This is a genomic window from Massilia soli (assembly GCF_016809835.1).
Lineage (GTDB): Bacteria > Pseudomonadota > Gammaproteobacteria > Burkholderiales > Burkholderiaceae_D > Telluria_A > Telluria_A soli.
This window is the reverse complement of record NZ_JAFBIL020000011.1, coordinates 43,464-63,423: the sequence shown is the minus strand read 5'-3', so window position 1 is coordinate 63,423 and position 19,960 is coordinate 43,464. Positions and strand designations below refer to the sequence as shown.

Here is a 19,960-nt window from a genome sequence, read left to right as displayed (position 1 = left end):
GTTTCAAGAATTACCATAAACGATTAAGATTCAACGAGACCCTTGTTCATAGGGCGAAAGTGAGACCATGGAAGACAACGGCAACCTGACCGTATTGGTGATCGACCCCAATCCCGGGATGCGCGGCAGCCTGCAGAACATGCTGAACATGTCGAACATCAGCAAGATCGAATTCGCCGTCAGTTCGGGCACCGCCATCCGCGCGCTGTCGCGCAGGGCGTTCGACATCATCCTGTGCGAGTACGACCTCGATAGCGGCGGCGAGCAAGGGCAGGACGGCCAGCAGCTGCTCGAAGACCTGCGCCATCACAAGCTGATTGGCATGGGCGCCATCTTCATCATGCTCACGTCCGAAGGCGTCTACAGCAAGGTCGTCAGCGCGGCCGAGCTCACGCCAACCGATTACATCCTCAAGCCATTTACCGTCGATGTGCTGATGCAGCGGATTACCCGCGCAGTCGAGCGCCGCAGAGTGTTCCTGCCGACGTACAAACTGATCGACCAGGGCAGCGTGCGCGACGCGATTCGCTCCGCCGCCGATGCCGAAACCGCCAATCCGCGCTATGCCGCCGATTTCGTGCGCCTGCGCGCCGAGCTGCACGCCAGCCTGGGCGAGCATCCGCAAGCCGAACACCTGTACACCGCGATGCTCGGCGTGAAGCAGATCGGCTGGGCGTCGCTCGGCCTGGCGCGTTCCTTGTTTGCGCAAGGCCGCATCGACGATGCCGAAGCCGTGCTGACCCAGCTCGTCGCCGTCAATCCCAAGCTGATGGCCGCCTACGACATGCTTGCCAAGTGCCACGAGTCGAACGGCGCTTCAGCACGCGCGCAGCAGGTGCTGGAAGACGCGGTGGCGATTTCGCCGCACATGGTGCGCCGCCTGCGCCACCTGGGCGAAGTGGCGCTCGACGCGGGCGACATGTCGGCGGCCGAGAAGTCATTCAAACAGGTGGTGTCGAAGGCCAAGTACTCCGAATTCCGCGATCCCGAAGACCATGTCAACCTGGTCAAGACCCTGGTGCAGAGAGGCGACGCCACGCAGGCCAGCGGCGTCATTCGCGACCTTGAACGCTCATTGCGCGGCAATCCCAATGTCGACGCGTGCAAGGCGATATCGGTCGCGATGCTGCACGACGCGGCAGGCAACAGCGACGCCGCGGCGACCGAACTGGCCAACGCGGTCGGCGCCGTGCGCGCCAGCAGCGGCTTGTCGACCAAGCTGCGCATCGGCCTGGCCGAGAGCTGCCTCGCCCACAAGCTTGACCAGGGCGCCTCGGAAGTCATGCTGTCGGTGATGAACGATACCAAGAGCGGCGTGTCGACCCAGCAAGCCATGAGCGTGTTCGTCAAGGCCGGCCGGCGCGACCTGGCCGACGGCATGGGCGCGCAGCTCAAGGCGCAGGCCCAGATAATGCTCGGGGTCGCAGCCGAAAAAGCCAACATGGGTGACTTCAAGGGCGCGGTGCAGTCGCTGCTCGAAGCGATGCACATGTCGCCGGGGAACCAGCAGGTGATGATCGCCGTCGCCAAAGGCATCCTCCGCCAGCTGGACGAACTGGGCTGGGACAACCCGCTGGCGGAAATCTGCCACGCGCAAATGGAAGCAATCCACCGGGACGATCCGGGGCATCCGCAGCTGGACCTGATCAATCGCGAGTACATCGCGCTCCAGCGCAAGTACGGTATCGCGGCGGCCTGACCCGGTCAGTGCGCCCGGCCCAGGCACTGGCTGGCATTACAAATGCCGGCCTAACGACCGTCTCGCCCTTTCTTCTTCATCCGATACATCGCATCGTCTGCGTACCTGAGTAGCTGTTGCGCGTTCTCGCCGTTGTCGGGATAGACCGCGATTCCGATACTGGGCGTGATGACCAGATCAAGGTCGCGGATCCGGATGCCGGCGCACTCAGCGCGTATTTTCTCGGCGACCCGTTCCGCGTCGCCCTGTTCGCAGTCGCCGTCGAGCAGCACCACGAACTCGTCGCCCCCGACCCTGGCCACGGTGTCGGCATCGCGCAGGCAGCCGTTGATCCGGCGTGCCACCTCCTTCAGCAGCTTGTCGCCGGTCTCATGGCCATGAAGGTCGTTGATCGACTTGAACCTGTCGAGGTCGATGTACAACAGCGAAATGCCGCGATTGTTGCGGCGCGCGTGCGCGAGCGACGTATTGAGGCGATCGTGCAGCACAGTCCGGTTTGGCAGCCCGGTCAATGCATCGTGCTGGGCCATGTGGCGCAATTCCGAGTCGAGCTGCTTGCGCTCGATCGCGGTTGCGATCTGGGCCGACACGAACTGCATCAGCTCCTGATCGCGCTCGCTGTAGCACGGCGAATCGGCCATCTCCATCACAGCCAGTGCGCCAATGACGCCTTTGCCCGAGACCAGCGGCAGGCCAAGCCAGCACGGGGCCACTTGCGCAGCCGCATCGCTGAGCCAGTCGGGCAAGCGTTCCGTGCCCGTGCGCCTCAGCAGGAGCGGCTCGCCGGTTTTGCTGACGTACTCGCACAGTGCATGATGGGCCGCAGCTGCCCTGGCCGATTCATCGTCGGCTCCGTGGGCGTGATAAGGGAAGTCAAGCTGCTGGCAGGCCGGGTCGAACAGCGCAATCGTCAGGCCAGTCGCCGGCAGCAGCGTATTGATGATGCGGTGAATGTGCGGGAACAGCGCCGACAGGTCGCCGGCTGTATGAACTGCCTCTGAAATCGCGTACAGCGCCTTCTGGACGGCTTCGGCCCGTTTGCGCTCGGTGATGTCATGCGCTACTGCGATGCGCACCTGGTCTGGCGCCGACCATCGCGCCGACCACAGGATGTGCACCCTGCTGCCGTCTTTGCGCAGATAGCAGTTTTCAAAACCTGGCTTGGCATCGCCGCCCATGATCTGGCGCGCCGCTTCGAGGGTGCGCCCGCGGTCCTCCGGCGCGACCATGTCGATCATCAGGGTGCCGACCATTTCGTCCGGCCGATAGCCAAAGATCCGCTCGCAAGCAGCGCTGGCGAACAGGAATCGGCCGTCCGAATCGACAACGCATACCGCGTCGAGCAGCAGGTCGACAAATCCTGGAGGGGGCGTGAACGCTCTGATAGTCATTGCCAGCTATTCTATCCCCATGCGCATTGCATAAGCCAGCACAATCACTCGGCTTTCCCGTAGCCTCCGCCTCCTGGGGTCTCGATGATGAACATGTCGCCCGCCTCCATGCTGGTTTTTCCGATGTGGGCCAGCTGCTCGACCTTGCCGTCGGCCCGCACGACCGCATTGATACCCTTTGCGCCCTCGCCTCCGCCGGCCATGCCAAACGGCGCGTGCAGGCGGTTATTCGACAGGATCGCCGCCGTCATCGGTTCCAGGAAGCGCACCTTGCGTACGCCGCCATTGCCGCCATGCCAGCGCCCTGCTCCGCCCGACCCATGCCGGATCTCGTAGCTTTCGAGCCGCACCGGGAAACGGAATTCGAGGATCTCCGGGTCGGTCAGGCGCGAGTTGGTCATATTGGTCTGGACCACGTCGGTGCCGTCAAAGCCGTCGCCGGCGCCCGAACCGCCCGAAATGGTCTCGTAATACTGGTACTTCGCATTGCCGAAGGTGAAGTTGTTCATCGTTCCCTGCGAGGCGGCCAGTACGCCGAGCGCGCCGTACAAGGCATTGGTGATGCAGGTCGAGGTCTCGACGTTGCCCGACACGACCGAGGCCGGATAGCGCGGGTTCAGCATCGAACCGGGCGGGATGATCACGTTCAGCGGCTTGAGGCAGCCGGCGTTGAGCGGAATCTCATCGTCCACCAGCGTGCGGAACACGTACAGCACGGCGGCCATGCAGACAGCCGACGGCGCATTGAAGTTGTTTTCAAGCTGGCCGGAGGTGCCGCTGAAATCGATGGTCGCGCTGCGCGCCTTGTGATCGACCTTGATCGCCACCTGGATCTGCGCGCCATTATCGAGCTGGCAGGTGTAGTCGCCGTCCTTGAGCGCCGTGATCACGCGGCGCACCGCCTCTTCCGCGTTGTCCTGAACGTGGCCCATGTACGCCTGCACGACCTCGAGGCCGAAGTGGGCGACCATCTTGTGCAGTTCATCGACGCCCTTCTGGTTCGCCGCGACCTGCGCGCGCAAGTCCGCCATGTTCTGGTCCGGGTTGCGCGCCGGGTAGCGCGCACCGGCCAGCAAGGCGCGCGTTTCGGCGTCGCGCAGCAAGCCGTCGGCGCCGTCGACCAGTTTGAAGTTGTTGATCAAGACGCCTTCCTGGTCGATGGTGACCGAGTCGGGCGGCATCGATCCCGGCGTGGTGCCGCCGATGTCCGCGTGGTGGCCGCGCGAGCCGACGTAGAACAGGATCGCCTGGCCGGCTTGGTCGAACACTGGCGAGATGACCGTCACGTCCGGCAGGTGGGTGCCGCCGTTGTACGGGTCGTTGAGCATGAAGACGTCGCCCGGACGCATCGCCCCCGCGTTCTCGCGCATCACGGTCTTGATGCTCTCGCCCATCGAGCCAAGGTGCACCGGCATGTGCGGCGCGTTGGCGATCAGGTTGCCGCGCGCGTCGAACAGCGCGCAGCTGAAATCGAGGCGTTCCTTTATATTGACCGAGTAGGCGGTGTTCTGCAGGCGCAGTCCCATCTGTTCGGCGATCGACATGAACAGGTTGTTAAAGATCTCCAGCATCACCGGGTCTGCCGTGGTGCCGATGGCTCGGCGCTCCGGCAGCGCCTCGATTCGGGTCAGCACCAGGTGGTTGAAGCCGGTAACCCGGGCCTGCCAGCCCGGTTCCACGACCGTCGTCGAATTATCCTCGGCGATGATCGCCGGGCCGTCGATCACATCGCCTGGCCGCATTCCTGCGCGCTTGAACAGCCCGGTTTCGTGCCATGCCCCGCCGCCGAACATGCGCACCTGCTCGTGCGGCGCCAGCGCGGCGCCGCGTTCGGCAATACCCTGGGCGAAGCTCTCTTCCGGCGCGTCGGATTTGCCGATCGCTTCCACCGAGACGGCTTCCACCACCAGCGCTTTCGACGGCATCAGGAACGAGAAGCGCTTCTTGTACGCGGTTTCAAACTGGGCTTTCATGGCGGCCGGCTGGTCGGCCAGCACGATGATGGCCGAATCGGTGCCTTCGTAACGCAGATGGACGCGCCGTACCAGCGCGATGCGCTGGCGCGCCACGCCCTGCTTCACGAGTTCGTCGGTGACGCCCTGTCCGAGCTGCGCCAATCTGGCGCCAAGCTCCTGCGGCGCGAGGTCGTCAAGCCGCTGTTCGACGGCGGCTTCGCGCATCGATGTCTGGTCGGCGAGCCCCATGCCATACGCGGACATCACGCCGGCCAGTGTATGGATGAACACCGTTTTCATACCTAACGCGTCCGCAACTAGGCAGGCATGCTGGCCGCCAGCGCCGCCAAAGCTGGTCAGCGCATAGTCGGTCACGTCGTGGCCGCGCTGCACCGAGATCTGCTTGATCGCGTTGGCCATGTTACCGACCGCAATCTGGATAAAGCCTTCAGCCACCTGCTCGGGTGCAGGCATGGTGCCGGTCGCGTCGCCGATCGTGCGCGCCATCGCGGAGAACGCGCTGCGAACGGCATCGGCATCGAGCGGCTGGTCGGCAGCGGGACCGAAAACTTTCGGGAAATGCGCTGGCTGGATTTTGCCAAGCATGACATTGCAGTCGGTGACCGCGAGCGGGCCGCCGCGGCGATAGCTGGCAGGCCCGGGATTGGCGCCGGCGCTGTCAGGGCCGACGCGATAGCGGCTGCCGTCGAAATGCAGGATCGAGCCGCCGCCGGCCGCCACCGTGTGGATGCTCATCATCGGCGCGCGCATGCGCACACCGGCCACCTGGGTCTCGAACACGCGCTCGAACTCGCCCGAGTAGTGCGACACGTCGGTCGACGTGCCGCCCATGTCGAAGCCTATCACGCGGTCGAAGCCGGCCAGCTGGCTGGCACGCACCATGCCGACGATACCGCCGGCCGGGCCGGACAGGATGCTGTCCTTGCCCTGGAAGGCGCGCGCGTCGGTCAGGCCGCCGTTCGACTGCATGAATTGCAGGTTCACATCGGGCATCTGGGCCGCAACCTGATCGACATAGCGGCGCAGGATCGGCGACAGGTAGGCATCGACAACGGTGGTGTCGCCGCGCGCGACCAGCTTCATCATCGGGCTCACTTCGTGCGAGACCGAAACCTGGGTAAAGCCGATGTCGCGCGCGATGCGGGCCGTGACTGCCTCGTGCCCGGTGAAACGGTAGCCGTGCATGAACACGATGGCGAGCGAACGCAGGCCGCTGTCGTAGGCGGCCTGCAGAGCCTTGCGCGTGGCTGCTTCATCGATCGGGCGCACCACGTCGCCGTGGGCGCCCATGCGCTCGTCAATCTCGATCACGTGGCTGTACAGCAGTTCGGGCAGGACGATGTGGCGGTCGAACAGGCGCGGACGGTTCTGATAGGCGATGCGCAGCGCGTCGCGGAAGCCGCGCGTGATGGCCAACGCGGTGCGCTCGCCTTTGCGTTCCAGCAGCGCGTTGGTGGCGACGGTGGTGCCCATCTTGACCGCTTCGATCACGGCGACGGGTACCGCTTCTCCTTCGGCCACGCCGAGCAGGTGGCGGATACCGGCCACTGCCGCATCGCGATACTGTTCGGGATTCTCCGACAGCAGCTTGTGCGTCACGATGCGTCCGTCGGGCTGGCGCGCGACGATATCCGTGAATGTTCCGCCCCGGTCGATCCAGAATTGCCAATCCATGCGTGTCCCCTGCAAATGCGTTTGGACGTATATTGTAGTGCGCCCGCCTGTAATTTTATGGAAAATACAGCTTTGACGTTTCAGCAAGCATCGGAGGCAGCATGGGAGCACTTTACAGCGTCGCGGAAATTCGCCAGGCCGAACGCGCGGCTGCGGCGCAGCTACCGCCGGGCACCTTGATGCAGCGGGCAGGACGCGCCGCCGCCCGCATCGCCCTCGGCATCATCGGCGCCGAACCGGTCGCGCACCAGGCGCTGGTGCTCGCGGGTCCGGGCAACAATGGCGGCGATGCGCTTGAGGTAGCGGCCAGCCTGGCGCAGTCGGGGGTGGGTGTCACGCTGGTGCAGCTGGGCCGTGCCGACGCCGCTGGCGCCTTGAACCACATACCGGCAGGCCGCCAGTGGGCGCTGGTTGTCGACGGGCTGTTTGGCATTGGACTGGCACGGCCCGTCGAAGGTGCGGCGCGCGCCATGATCGACACGGTCAACGCGCTGGCGTGCCCGGTGCTGGCGCTCGACGTACCCAGCGGGCTCGATGCCGACAGCGGCGCCGTGATCGGGCCGGACGGCGTGGCGGTTCGCGCCACGCACACCATCACCTTCATCGGCGACAAGCCGGGCCTGCACACGCTCGCCGGCCGCGATCACGCCGGTCACGTGATCGTCGACCGGATCGGTATCGATGAGGCGCTGCTGCCCGGTGCGAGCGTCCACATGAACGAGCCGGCGATGTTCGGCCTGGCGTTCGCACCACGCCTGCACGATTCGCACAAAGGCACCTTCGGCGACGTTGCGGTGGTGGGCGGCGCGCATGGCATGGCCGGCGCTCCGATACTGGCGGCGAGGGCCGCGCTGCTGTCAGGCGCCGGCCGGGTCTTCGTGGCGTCGGTCGATCACGGGCCTGCCTTCGACAGCGGCCAGCCCGAACTGATGTTCCGCGATGCGGCCAGCTTCAACTTCGCCGGCAGCACCATCGTCGCCGGGCCCGGCATGGGCGATTCGGCCACGGCGATCCGCTTGCTCGGCAAGGCGCTGGACGGCGACAACCCGCTGGTGCTCGACGCCGACGCAATTAACCTGATCGCCGCCAGTCCCGACCTGCAGGCGCGCCTGGCGGCCCGCACCGCTCATACAATACTGACGCCGCATCCACTGGAAGCTGCGCGCCTTCTCGGCGTCACGGCGGGCGTCGTGCAGGGCGACCGGCTGGAAGCGGCGCGCGAGATCGCGGCGCGCTTCGATGCCTGCGTGGTGCTGAAGGGATCGGGCACAGTGATAGCGATGGCCGACGGCGAAGCGCTCATCAACCCGACCGGGAATCCGGGGCTGGCCAGTGCAGGAACCGGGGACGTGCTGGCCGGATTGTGCGGCAGCCTGCTGGCGCAAGGCTGGCCGGCGCGCGATGCGGCGCTGGCGGCGGTATGGATGCATGGAGAAGCCGCCGACCGCCTGGTGGCGGAAGGCTGCGGGCCGATCGGCCTGACCGCCAGCGAGCTGCCGGCGGCAATCCGGCGGGTGTTAAACCGGATGGTGGCGGAACGGCCTAAACCAGCCGGCCAGCCGCAATCGTAATGGTGCGTCCACAGCGCGCCGCGATCGACGGGTCGTGCGTGACCAGCACCAGGGTCGAGCCGCGCTCGCGGTTCAACTCGAACATCAGCTGGATCACCGCCTCGCCGGTGGCAGCGTCGAGGCTACCGGTCGGCTCATCGGCAAACAGCAGCGGCGGCTCGGTCACGAATGCACGCGCCAGCGCCACGCGCTGCTGTTCGCCACCCGACAGGTATTTCGGATAATGCTTCAGGCGGCTCGACAGCCCGACCCTGCCCAGCATCGCGGTCGCTTTTTCCTTCGCGTCGGCCTCGCCGCGCAGTTCCATCGGCAGCATGACGTTTTCCAGCGCATTCAAATGCGCCAGCAACTGGAAAGATTGGAACACGAAACCCAGCTTGGCCTTGCGCAGCGATGCGCGGCCATCCTCGTCGAGGGCGAAGATATCGCTGCCATCGAGAATGACTTTGCCGGTCGACGGGGTGTCCAGGCCAGCCAGCAGGCCGAGCAAAGTTGACTTGCCGGAACCGGACGCGCCGACAATCGCGAGCGTCTCGGCCGGTTGCACTGTAAAATCAACGCTGTGCAAGATGGTGAGCTCGCCGCTGGCGTCAGCCACCCGCTTTGATAAATTAATGACTTCAATCGCCGCCGTCGATCCGGCAACGTTGTTCACGACACTATGGGAAGCTTCTGGAATGTCACGCATGCTTGTTAGTCTCAATAAACTGTTGGTCAGCGGCCTGTTGATGCTTGCCGCTTCGGCGAGCGCCTATTCTGCACCAAAAACCGTGCTTGTGCTTGGCGACAGCTTATCTGCCGAATATGGCCTGAACCGCGGTAGCGGCTGGGTGGCCCTGCTCGAGAAGAAGCTGAAGGCCGAGCGTATTGACGCAAAAATCATCAACGCCAGCATCAGCGGCGAAACCACCAGCGGCGGGCGCGCCCGGCTACCTGCGCTGCTCCGGCAGCACAAGCCGTCGGTCGTCGTGATCGAACTGGGCGCCAATGACGGCCTGCGCGGGCTGCCGGTCGCCTCGGCGGAAGACAACCTGCGCGCGATGGTCGATCTGTCGAAGAAGAACGACGCCGAGGTGCTGCTGGTCGGCATGCGCATGCCGCCGAATTACGGCCGTACCTATACCGAGCAATTCTTCAATATGTACGCCAAGCTGTCGGTCAAATACAAGGCGCCGCTGGTGCCGTTCATGCTTGAAGGCGTGGCCGAGCAGCCGAAGCTGTTCCAGGCCGACCGCCTGCACCCGAATGCCGATGCGCATCCGATCATCCTGGCTAACATCTGGCCAAAATTCAAGCCACTCGTAAAGGCCCAATGAAGTATCCCGCCTTACTTAACTTTCGCGACATCCTGCCCCAGCTGGGCGAATTCGACACCATCATCGACGCCCGCAGCGAGAGCGAATATGCGCTCGACCATATTCCCGGCGCGATCAACTGCCCGGTGCTGAACGACGAAGAGCGCATACGGGTCGGCACGATGTACAAGCAAGTCAATGCGTTCGAAGCGAAGAAGGTTGGCGCAGCGCTGGTCGCGCGCAATATCGGGCGCCACCTCGAACAACACTTCGCCGGCAAGCCGCGTGAATGGAAGCCGCTGGTGTACTGCTGGCGCGGCGGCAATCGCAGCGGCTCGATGGCCCACGTGCTGGCGCGTATCGGCTGGCCGGTCATCCAGCTCGATGGCGGCTACAAGGCGTACCGCGCGCACGTCAGCGAGAAGCTGGCGGAGACGCCGCCGCACACTTTCAAGGTGATCTGCGGGACCACGGGAAGCGGCAAGAGCCGCCTGCTGGAACTGATGTCGCGGATTGGCGCGCAGGTGCTCGACCTGGAGCAGCTGGCGGCGCACCGCGGTTCAGTGCTGGGCAATTTGCCAAGCCAGCCGCAGCCATCGCAAAAGATGTTCGAGTCGATGATCTGGCAAAAGCTGCGCGAGTTCGATCCGGCGCTGCCGGTCTTCGTTGAATCCGAAAGCAAGAAGGTCGGGCAGCTGCGGGTGCCCGACGCGGTGATGGAGAAGATGCGCCAGTCGCCGTGCGTGTCGCTGACCTTGTCGCGGCCTGACCGTGTGCGCCTGCTGATGGAAGACTACGAGCATTTTACGCAGAGCCCTGACACGCTCAACGCGCAGCTCGATTGCCTGGTCAAGCTGCACGGGCGCGAAAAGATCGACAGCTGGCACCAGCTGGCCAATACCGGGCGGATGCCGGAACTGGTCGACGAACTGCTGGTGGAGCACTACGACCCGGCTTACCTGCGCTCGATTGACCGCAACTTCGTGCAGTTCAAAGAGGCTGAGGTGGTGGAGTTGCCGGATATTTCGGTTGAACAGTTTCTGATCGCGGCCAGGCGCTTGCGCGGCTAAGGCAGGCGCTGCGGCGGATGACGCCGAGCGTTCAAACCACCAGACGAAAAAAAAGACCCGGCAGCTTGCGCTGACCGGGTCTTTTCATGTGCGTGCCAGCTTAGTTGGCTGCCGCGGCCTTGGCCGGCTGCTCCACCGTGATCTTCGCCTTGGCCTTCTGCTTCAGCGCTTCGATAAAGCCGAACATCTCCTGCTGGCCAACCACGCCCGCGAGCTGCTCGGCTTCGGCTGCGCGGCGTGTCGCGTCAGGCGCCGCCGGCATCGAGACCTTGCCGATGCGGTACACGCCGTAACCTGCGCCTGGGACTTCAACGCCTACATATGCCGGCAGCTTGCTGACATCGGCCTTCAACACTGCCAGTGCGGCGGTCGGGTTGATGGTCGGCTGCTTGGTGCGCGAAACAACGACTGGCGCTGCGAATCCTGCCGTGTCGCCCGTCGTCTTGGCGGCAGCCAGCTTCGCTTCACCCGCTTTGCGCGCCAGGCTGACTGCTTCTTCAACCGTTACGCGCTGGCGGATCGCCGCGGCGACTTCTTCCAGCGGGCGCTTCGACGCAGGCTTGAACTCGACCACGCGGCCGGCGATCAGCGTACTTGGCGCCGCCTCGATGGCTTCCGTATTGCGCTTGTTCTTCAGCGAGTCGTCTGCGAACACCGCCTGCAGGAACTTGGCGTTGTTGTATGGCGCGTCAGCCAGCTCCGCCACCGGTGTGCGTGCCAGGTTGTCGACGGTTTGCACGGTCAGCTTCAGCTTGTCGGCGACCGGCTTCAGGCTGTCCGATTGCTCGTAGACGGTGTCGGTGAACACTTCCGCCAGTTCCGAGAACTTCTTCGACATCTTGCCGGCCTTCAGTTCAGCCGTGATCTCGCCTTTAACTTCGTCCAGCGACTTGATGGCGGCCGGTACGACGTTGGTGACGGTAATGATGTGGAAGCCGTACTCGGATTCCACCACGCCGCTGATCTCGCCTTTCTTGAGCTTGGCGATCGCGTCTTCTACCGATGGCACGAACGCGCCCTTCTCTACCACGCCCAGGTCGCCGCCCATTTCGGCCGAACCCGGATCCTGCGACTTGGCCTTGGCGATCGCTGCGAAGTTGGCCGGATTGGCGCGCACTTCGGCCAGGATGGCTTCGGCCTTCTGCTTGGCGGCAGCCTTGTCGGCAGCGCTGGCGCTCTTTGGCGCATTGATCAGGATGTGGCTGGCGGTACGGCGCTCGGGCGAGCCGAAGCGCTTCTGGTTCTTGCTATAGAAGTCGGACACTTCAGCGTCGCTGACCGTGACCTGGCTTTCAACCGCAGCCGCGTCCAGCACGACGTATTCGACCTTGGCGCGCTCAGGAACGGCAAACAGCGCGGCGTTCTTGTCGTAGTAGGCCTTGACCATCTCGTCGGTGACCTTGACCTGGGCGACGAAGTCGGACACCGGGAAGATCATTTCCTGCACTTCGCGTTCCTGGTCGTTGACGTCGGACAGGCGCTTGGCGACGGTGCGCGGCACGAAGGCGCTGCCGGCCACTGCGTTGTTGAGCTGCTGCAGCGCCATGTCGCGGCGCATGCGCGCGTCGAACATCGCCGGCGACATGCCCTGCGCGGCCAGCACGGCCTTGTACTGCTCCATGTCGAAGCTGCCGTCCGGCTTTTTGAAAGCGTCGATGCCGGCGATGGTCTGGGCCAGCGTGGCGTCGTTGACGGTCAGGTGGCTGCGTTTGATTTCCGCTTCGAGTGCGCGTTCGGCAACCAGGTTATCGAGGACAGCCTGGCGTGCTTCAGGCGTGTCGAACAGCTTCTGGTCGAACTGGTCGCCCATTTGCTGGCGATATCGGTCGATCTGCTGGCGCTGCGCCTCTTCCCATTCCTGCTGTGTGATCTTGCGGCCATCGACCATGGCAACTGCCGTCGCGGCATCGCCGCTTTGATAACTGCTGACGCCGACCAGTACGAACGATGGGACGATCAGCAGCATCAGGAAGACCTGCATCAAGCGCTTGTGGGTGCGGATAAATTCAAACATGGATCAGCCACTTCGAAATTAAGTTAAATGCAACGAGCACATAGAAAAAAAGGCGAACTCTCGTTCGCCTTCTTCTTTGTTCTTGGCGGAGCGGACGGGACTCGAACCCGCGACCCCCGGCGTGACAGGCCGGTATTCTAACCAACTGAACTACCGCTCCTAATACGGTGCGTTTAATCCTGGCGGAGCGGACGGGACTCGCCGACGTTCCGCCGGCCGCGGATTCCCTTGCAAGGGAATCCCTTCGAGATCCAAACCGCGTTTCCCGCAGGGGAAACACACTTACTACTCTAATCCTGGCGGAGCGGACGGGACTCGAACCCGCGACCCCCGGCGTGACAGGCCGGTATTCTAACCAACTGAACTACCGCTCCAGGAAAACACGATACAACTTGTACTTGATGGTGGGCGGTGAGAGGCTCGAACTCCCGACCTAAGCCTTGTAAGGGCTCCGCTCTACCAACTGAGCTAACCGCCCGCGCACTACCAAATACATCCGGCGTTTGTCACAACGCCGAAGGCCATTAGTTTACTGCATCTTTCAAAGCTTTGCCAGCTTTAAATTTAGGAACGCGCTGCGCGGCGATTTTGATGGCTTCCTTGGTGCGCGGATTGCGGCCGACGCGCTCTGCGCGCTCGCCTACCGAGAAGGTGCCGAAGCCGACCAGCGTGACCGTGTCGTTCTTCTGCAGGCTGGCGGTGACTGCTTCAATCATTGCATCGAGTGCACGTGTGGCCGAGGCCTTGGTGATGTCCGCGGACTTGGCGATTTCTTCAATCAGTTCTGTTTTGTTCACATGTGCCTCATTACTTGAAAAGTGCGCCAAAAATTGCGCAGCGCGTATTAGACAAGCTGGCCCTCCGCCGTGTCAAGCCAAAATGAAACAAGCGCCACGAGGGCGCTTGCTTTACCAGCCGGAGGAAGCCGGCTTAGTGCTTGACGACGTCGGCCTGGCCATCGGCTGCCGGCGCCGCGGTCACGGCGACGGGCGCCACTTCCACGATCGCCTGCGGCTGGCGTTCCAGCGCAACTTCAAGAACCTTGTCGATCCAGCGCACCGGAACGATTTCAAGCTTGTTCTTGACGTTGTCAGGAATGTCCGCCAGATCCTTCACGTTCTGCTCAGGAATGATCACGGTCTTGATGCCGCCGCGATGCGCCGCCAGAAGCTTTTCCTTCAAGCCACCGATCGGCAGTACTTCGCCACGCAGCGTGATCTCGCCGGTCATGGCCACGTCGGCGCGGACCGGAATGCCGGTGAAGACCGAGACCAGCGCGGTCGTCATGGCGATACCCGCGGAAGGACCATCCTTCGGCGTCGCGCCTTCCGGCACGTGGATGTGGATGTCGCTCTTCTCGAACACGTCGCTCTTGATGCCGAGACGGTTCGAACGCGAACGCACCACCGTGCGGGCCGCTTCGATCGATTCCTTCATCACGTCGCCCAGCGTACCGGTGCGCACCACAACGCCCTTGCCCGGCATCGTCACGGCTTCAATGGTCAGCAGATCGCCGCCCACTTCGGTCCATGCAAGGCCGACCACCTGGCCGATCTGGTTTTCTTTCTCAGCCACACCGAAGTCATAGCGGCGCACGCCCAGGAACTTGTCCAGGTTCTTGCCGTTGATAATGACCTTCTTCTCCGACGCCTTGAGCAGCAGCATCTTGACCACCTTGCGGCAGATCTTCGAGATTTCGCGCTCGAGCGAACGGACGCCGGCTTCGCGGGTGTAGTAGCGGATGATGTCGCGCACTGCCGACTCTTCAACCTTGATCTCTTCTTCGCGCAGGCCGTTGGCCTTGATCTGCTTCGGCAGCAGGTAACGCTGGGCGATGCTGGTCTTCTCGTCCTCGGTGTAACCCGACAGGCGGATCACTTCCATGCGGTCGAGCAGCGCCGGCGGAATGTTGTACGAGTTCGAGGTCGCCACGAACATCACGTCCGACAGGTCGAAGTCGACTTCGATGTAGTGGTCCGAGAACGTGTGGTTCTGTTCCGGATCCAGCACCTCGAGCAGGGCCGACGACGGATCGCCGCGGAAGTCCGCGCCCATCTTGTCGATTTCGTCGAGCAGGAATAGCGGGTTGCGCACGCCGACTTTCGACAGCGACTGCAGCACCTTGCCCGGCATCGAGCCGATGTAGGTACGGCGGTGGCCGCGGATTTCAGCCTCGTCCCGGACGCCGCCGAGGGCCATGCGCACGAACTTGCGGTTCGTGGCCTTGGCGATCGACTGGCCCAGCGAGGTTTTACCCACGCCCGGAGGACCCACGAAGCACAGGATCGGGGCCTTCAGCTTGTCGACGCGTTGCTGGACCGCGAGGTATTCCAGGATGCGTTCTTTCACCTTGTCGAGGCCGTAGTGGTCGCCCTCAAGCACCTTCTCGGCGTTGACCAGGTCGTTGTTGACCTTGGACTTTTTCTTCCACGGCAGGTTGACCAGCGTGTCGATATAGTTGCGCACGACGGTCGCCTCGGCGGACATCGGCGACATCAGCTTGAGCTTCTTGATCTCGTTGGTGGCCTTGTCGAGTGCCTCTTTCGGCATCTTGGCGGCGATCACCTTCTTCTCGAGCTCGTCGATGTCGGCGCCGTCTTCGCCCTCGCCCAGTTCTTTCTGGATGGCTTTGACCTGTTCGTTCAGGTAGTACTCGCGCTGCGACTTTTCCATCTGGCGCTTGACGCGGCCACGGATGCGCTTTTCGACCTGCAGGATGTCGAGTTCGCCTTCCAGTTGGCCGAGCAGGTGCTCGAGGCGCTTGGCGACGTTGAAGATCTCGAGGATGACCTGCTTCTGCTCGAGCTTGAGCGGCAGGTGGGCAGCGACGGTATCGGCCAGGCGGCCGGCGTCGTCGATCCCTGCCAGCGAAGCGAGGATCTCAGGGGGAATCTTTTTGTTCAGTTTGACGTACTGGTCGAACTGCTGGACGATCGCGCGGCGCATCGCTTCAACTTCGGAGTCGTCGCCGACTTCGGAAGAAAGCGGGGTCAGATCCGCGACAAAGTGCGTCGGCGCATCGCTGACGTGATTGATGCGCGCACGCTGGGAACCCTCGACCAGGACCTTGACGGTACCGTCGGGGAGCTTAAGCATCTGCAGGATGTTGGCCACACAACCGATTTCATAAATGTCGGACGCGGATGGCTCGTCCTTGGCGGCAGCCTTTTGAGCGGCGAGCATGATGCTCTTGCCCTGCTCCATCGCGGCCTCGAGCGCCTTGATGGACTTCGGCCGGCCCACGAACAGCGGGATCACCATGTGCGGGAACACGACTACATCGCGCAACGGCAACAATGGCAGCGTCGTTTGCTCGGTTAGTTTAGAAGTTGTCATGGCATACCTTATAAAAAGCGTCTCACACAATATTGGCACAGTGTCGCCAAAACACAAGACCGGACAATTAATATTACAAAAAAATGATTTGATTAATTAATCAACTATTTGCAAACAGCCGGCAATGCCATAAAAGAATTTATCGGTTCAATAATTAAAAAAGCCACCGCGCAGCAAGCTGGCTGCGAGTGGCTTTTCGATTGAAGCCTGCTTCTTTTATTGAGGTAAATTGTACCGCCAAGAATTAGAAGATCAAACCCTTTTTGTTGCGTGCACGCCCTGTTTTATCAATTTTCGCCCGAAGCTTTAGGCGTTTCGCTATAAATCAGTAATGGTTTGGCACCGTTCGTGATCGTATTTTCATCAATCACGACCTTCACGACATTTTGCTGATTTGGCAGGTCGTACATAACATCGAGCAAAGCGTGTTCGAGAATGGAACGCAATCCGCGCGCACCGGTTTTACGCGCCAGTGCTTTACGTGCAATTGCATGCAACGCCGCCGGACGGATCTCCAGTTCCGCGCCTTCCATTTCCAGCAACTTGGTGTATTGCTTGATAAGCGCGTTCTTAGGCTCGATCAGAATCTGGATCAGCGCTTCCTCGGTCAGCTCGGACAAGGTGGCCACGACCGGCAGGCGGCCGACCAGTTCAGGGATCAGCCCGAACTTGATCAGGTCTTCCGGTTCGGCTTCCAGCAGCACTTCGCTGCTGGCGCGCTGGGTCTGGCTCTTGACGCTGGCCGAGAAGCCGATGCCGCTCTTTTCGGAGCGGTTCTGGATGATCTTGACCAGGCCGTCGAACGCGCCGCCGCAGATGAACATGATGTTGGTCGTGTCGATCTGGACGAAGTCCTGGTTCGGGTGCTTGCGCCCGCCTTGCGGCGGCACCGATGCCATGGTGCCTTCGATCAGCTTGAGCAGCGCCTGTTGCACGCCCTCGCCCGAGACATCGCGGGTAATCGACGGATTGTCCGACTTGCGCGAAATCTTGTCGATCTCATCGATGTAGACGATGCCGCGCTGGGCCTTGTCGACTTCGTAGTTGCAGCTTTGCAGCAGCTTCTGGATGATGTTCTCGACGTCTTCGCCCACGTAGCCCGCTTCGGTCAAGGTCGTCGCGTCAGCGATGACGAACGGCACGTTGAGCATGCGCGCCAGGGTCTGTGCCAGCAGGGTCTTGCCCGAGCCGGTAGGACCGACCAGCAAGATGTTGCTCTTTGCCAGTTCGACGTCGTCTTTCTTGCCCAGGTGCTTGAGGCGCTTGTAATGGTTGTAGACCGCCACCGACAGGATGCGCTTGGCGGTTTGCTGGCCAATGACGTACTGGTCCAGCAACTCGGCGATCTCGTGCGGGGTCGGCAGGTCGCTCTTGGCGCCCGCTACCGTCTCCACATTCGAGGTCTCGTCGCGGATGATGTCATTGCACAGGTCGATGCACTCGTCGCAGATGAACACGGATGGTCCTGCAATGAGTTTCTTCACCTCGTGCTGGCTCTTGCCGCAGAACGAGCAGTAGAGGAGTTTTTCGCCGCTGGATGATTTTTTGTCTGACATGGGGCAGATTTCTATTCGATTGCTAAAAGGTAACTCTAATACGAGTGCGCAACAAGTACGCGGTTAACTGCCATGCTACCCGAAATAAAAACGAAACGCCCGAACGTTGTGGCGCCCGGGCGTTTTTTCAGCAACAGCGTGGCAGAGAACCTTCCCGCATTACGCTCGGCTGCTCAACACTTTGTCGATCAGGCCATACTCGGCAGCTTCGTCGCTCGACATGAAACGGTCGCGGTCGGTGTCCTTGTGGATCTGTTCCACGCTCTGGCCGGTGTTCTCGGCCATGATGCGGGCCAGGCGCTCGCGCAGGTACAGGATTTCCTTGGCCTGGATTTCGATGTCCGACGCCATGCCCTGCGAACCACCGGACGGCTGGTGAATCATGATGCGCGAGTTAGGCAGCGAAAAACGCTTGCCCTTGGTGCCGGCTGCCAGCAGGAACGCGCCCATCGAGGCCGCCAGGCCGGTGCACAGCGTGGAGACGTCCGGCTTGATGAAGTTCATCGTGTCGAAAATCGCCAGGCCGGCCGAGACCGAGCCGCCAGGAGAGTTGATGTAGAGCGAAATATCCTTGTCCGGATTCTCGCTCTCCAGGAACAGCATCTGGGCCACGATCAGGTTGGCCATTTGGTCGTTGACAGGGCCGACCAGGAAAATCACGCGCTCCTTCAGCAGGCGCGAGTAGATATCGTAGGCGCGCTCGCCGCGGCCGCTCTGCTCCACGACCATCGGCACGAGGCCGAGTGCTTGTGTATCCAATGCCGGATTATGATTCATACCTGTCTTTTCCTCTGTGTTAGGGGAGCTTAAAACAATTCTTAAGCCTGGGTGTTGCTTCCCATCAATTCGTCAAAGGCAACGTCCTTGCTGACGACTTTTGCCTTGCCGAGCACATAGTTGACGACGTTTTCTTCTAATACAAGAGCTTCGATGTCGGCCAGGCGGCGGCGATCGCTGTAGTAGTACTTGAGCACTTCTTTTGGATCTTCGTAGCTCTGTGCGAAATCTTCGATCTGCGACTTGACTTGCTCAGGCTTGGCCTGCAGGTCGTTGTCGCCGACCAGTTGCGACAGGATCAGGCCCAGCTTGACGCGGCGCTCTGCCTTTTCAGCGAACAGCTCGGTCGGGAAAGGCATGTTCTTGACGTCCATGCCGCGCTGCGCCATGTCGTTGCGGGTCATTTCGGCCAGGCGCTCGGAATCCTGCTGGATCATCACGGTTGGCACGTCCAGTTCGGTAACCTTCAGCAGCGCGTCCATGACGGCTTCCTTGTTGCGTGCCTTGATGCGGCCAGCAACTTCACGCTCCAGGTTGACCTTGATGTCCGAACGCATTTTTTCCAGGTCGCCGTCTTCCATGCCCAGCGACTTCGCGAATTCTTCGTCGACTGCCGGCAGGTGCGCCCATTCCAGGTTCTTCAGGGTGATCGTGAACTCGGCGGTTTTGCCGGCCACATCTTTGCCGTGGTAGTCCTCTGGGAATGCCAGCGGGAAGGTCTTGCTCTCGCCAGCCTTGAGGCCGATGGTCGCCGCTTCGAATTCCGGCAGCATGCGGCCTTCGCCGAGCACGAAGGTGTAGTCGTCCGCTTTACCGCCTGGGAACTCAACGCCGTCGATCTTGCCGACGAAGTCGACGGTGACGCGGTCGCCGTTTTCAGCAACGGCCTTGCCGCCGTCGCCGTGCGGGCCAGCTTCGCCCTTGACGTGGTAGTGCACGCGCTGCTTGCGCAGGATGTCGATGGTCTTGTCGATCTCGGCATCGGTCACGTCGGACTTGATGGTTTCGACTTCAACCTTGTCGAGGTCGCCGACGACGACTTCCGGATAGACTTCGAACGTCGCGTCGAAGCTCAGCGTGCCTTCCGGGCTGTCTTCTTTCGGCTCGATTTTCGGGAAGCCAGCGACGCGCAGCTGGTTCTCGTTGGCAGCTTCATTGAAAGCGCGGCCGACTTTGTCGTTCAGCACGTCCGATTCGATCTGGTAGCCGTACTGAGCGGCGACCATTTTCATCGGAACCTTGCCTGGACGGAAGCCAGGGGCTTTGGCCGTCTTGGCCTGCTTCTTCAAGCGCTTTTCAACTTCCGTACGGACGTCAGTCAGCGGAAAAGAGATCGTCATGCGACGTTCGAGTTTACCCAGGGTTTCGACTGCAGTTGCCATTGTTAAAATCGTCCAAAAAATAATTATTCGTGTGGTGCGAGGAGGGGGACTCGAACCCCCACACCATTGCTGGCGTCAGGACCTAAACCTGGTGCGTCTACCAATTTCGCCATCCTCGCGGGATCGTTGGCCGCACCGACAAAAACAAAGGGCGTCCGAAGGTCAAACCGGCCGCCCTGCACTGCCTTTGTTAGGGGCTACAACATCAACCCGGTATTT

General features: G+C 62.0%; 13 protein-coding genes and 4 tRNA genes. 4 read left to right on the top strand and 13 right to left on the bottom strand.

The genetic code is table 11. The annotated features are described in order from the left end of the window. Nucleotides 1-67 precede the first annotated feature (67 nt). Complete coding sequence (locus I4X03_RS22230; RefSeq protein WP_223471059.1) at nucleotides 68-1,699, top strand: tetratricopeptide repeat protein; 1,632 nt, start codon at nucleotides 68-70, stop codon at nucleotides 1,697-1,699. Nucleotides 1,700-1,749: 50 nt separating this feature from the next. On the opposite strand, the gene I4X03_RS22225 is transcribed toward I4X03_RS22230, so the two are convergent. After that, entirely contained in the window at nucleotides 1,750-3,090 is a 1,341-nt protein-coding gene (locus I4X03_RS22225) for a sensor domain-containing protein (RefSeq protein WP_223471056.1), read from the bottom strand. Between the two features lie 44 nt (nucleotides 3,091-3,134). Beyond that, on the bottom strand, nucleotides 3,135-6,740 hold the full coding sequence (locus tag I4X03_RS22220) for a hydantoinase B/oxoprolinase family protein (protein ID WP_223471047.1): 3,606 nt from the start codon (nucleotides 6,738-6,740) through the stop codon (nucleotides 3,135-3,137). A 101-nt stretch (nucleotides 6,741-6,841) separates the two neighbouring features. Between I4X03_RS22220 and I4X03_RS22215 the strand changes: the two genes are divergently transcribed. Continuing rightward, nucleotides 6,842-8,311 carry an NAD(P)H-hydrate dehydratase gene (locus I4X03_RS22215; RefSeq protein ID WP_223471045.1) on the top strand — a complete coding sequence of 490 codons (1,470 nt, stop codon included), beginning with the start codon at nucleotides 6,842-6,844 and terminating at the stop codon, nucleotides 8,309-8,311. Here the strand turns inward: I4X03_RS22215 and I4X03_RS22210 are convergent. Then, nucleotides 8,283-8,999, bottom strand: a complete 717-nt coding sequence (locus I4X03_RS22210) for an ABC transporter ATP-binding protein (RefSeq protein ID WP_223471043.1) — start codon at nucleotides 8,997-8,999, stop codon at nucleotides 8,283-8,285. The genes I4X03_RS22215 and I4X03_RS22210 overlap by 29 nt on opposite strands. Here I4X03_RS22210 and I4X03_RS22205 point away from each other — a divergent pair. After that, nucleotides 8,998-9,627, top strand: a complete 630-nt coding sequence (locus I4X03_RS22205) for an arylesterase (protein WP_223471041.1) — start codon at nucleotides 8,998-9,000, stop codon at nucleotides 9,625-9,627. The genes I4X03_RS22210 and I4X03_RS22205 overlap by 2 nt on opposite strands. Beyond that, a complete protein-coding gene (gene mnmH / locus I4X03_RS22200; RefSeq protein WP_223471039.1) occupies nucleotides 9,624-10,676 on the top strand; it encodes a tRNA 2-selenouridine(34) synthase MnmH in 1,053 nt (350 codons plus the stop codon). The genes I4X03_RS22205 and mnmH overlap by 4 nt, the downstream gene beginning before the upstream one ends. Before the next feature lie 100 nt (nucleotides 10,677-10,776). On the opposite strand, the gene I4X03_RS22195 is transcribed toward mnmH, so the two are convergent. The 10 genes from I4X03_RS22195 to I4X03_RS22150 form a co-directional block, all read right to left on the bottom strand. Next, nucleotides 10,777-12,690 (bottom strand): SurA N-terminal domain-containing protein, encoded by a 1,914-nt coding sequence (locus tag I4X03_RS22195; RefSeq protein ID WP_223471037.1) that lies wholly within the window; start codon nucleotides 12,688-12,690, stop codon nucleotides 10,777-10,779. Between the two features lie 83 nt (nucleotides 12,691-12,773). Further along, nucleotides 12,774-12,850: transfer RNA gene (locus I4X03_RS22190), tRNA-Asp, on the bottom strand. Between the two features lie 137 nt (nucleotides 12,851-12,987). Further along, nucleotides 12,988-13,064 (bottom strand) — tRNA-Asp (locus I4X03_RS22185). Between the two features lie 28 nt (nucleotides 13,065-13,092). Next, nucleotides 13,093-13,168, bottom strand: a tRNA-Val gene (locus tag I4X03_RS22180). 46 nt (nucleotides 13,169-13,214) lie between these two features. Beyond that, nucleotides 13,215-13,487, bottom strand: a complete 273-nt coding sequence (locus I4X03_RS22175) for an HU family DNA-binding protein (protein WP_223471203.1) — start codon at nucleotides 13,485-13,487, stop codon at nucleotides 13,215-13,217. A gap of 133 nt (nucleotides 13,488-13,620) precedes the next feature. Continuing rightward, nucleotides 13,621-16,026 carry an endopeptidase La gene (gene lon / locus I4X03_RS22170; protein WP_223471035.1) on the bottom strand — a complete coding sequence of 802 codons (2,406 nt, stop codon included), beginning with the start codon at nucleotides 16,024-16,026 and terminating at the stop codon, nucleotides 13,621-13,623. 287 nt (nucleotides 16,027-16,313) lie between these two features. Then, the gene (clpX, locus tag I4X03_RS22165; RefSeq protein ID WP_131428374.1) at nucleotides 16,314-17,582 is read right to left on the bottom strand and encodes an ATP-dependent Clp protease ATP-binding subunit ClpX; all 1,269 of its coding nucleotides are present in this window, start codon (nucleotides 17,580-17,582) and stop codon (nucleotides 16,314-16,316) included. Between the two features lie 159 nt (nucleotides 17,583-17,741). Then, nucleotides 17,742-18,359 (bottom strand): ATP-dependent Clp endopeptidase proteolytic subunit ClpP, encoded by a 618-nt coding sequence (gene clpP, locus I4X03_RS22160; protein ID WP_223471033.1) that lies wholly within the window; start codon nucleotides 18,357-18,359, stop codon nucleotides 17,742-17,744. Between the two features lie 41 nt (nucleotides 18,360-18,400). Further along, on the bottom strand, nucleotides 18,401-19,741 hold the full coding sequence (gene tig / locus I4X03_RS22155) for a trigger factor (protein ID WP_223471031.1): 1,341 nt from the start codon (nucleotides 19,739-19,741) through the stop codon (nucleotides 18,401-18,403). 32 nt (nucleotides 19,742-19,773) lie between these two features. Beyond that, a tRNA-Leu gene (locus I4X03_RS22150) sits at nucleotides 19,774-19,860 on the bottom strand. Nucleotides 19,861-19,960: the final 100 nt, after the last annotated feature.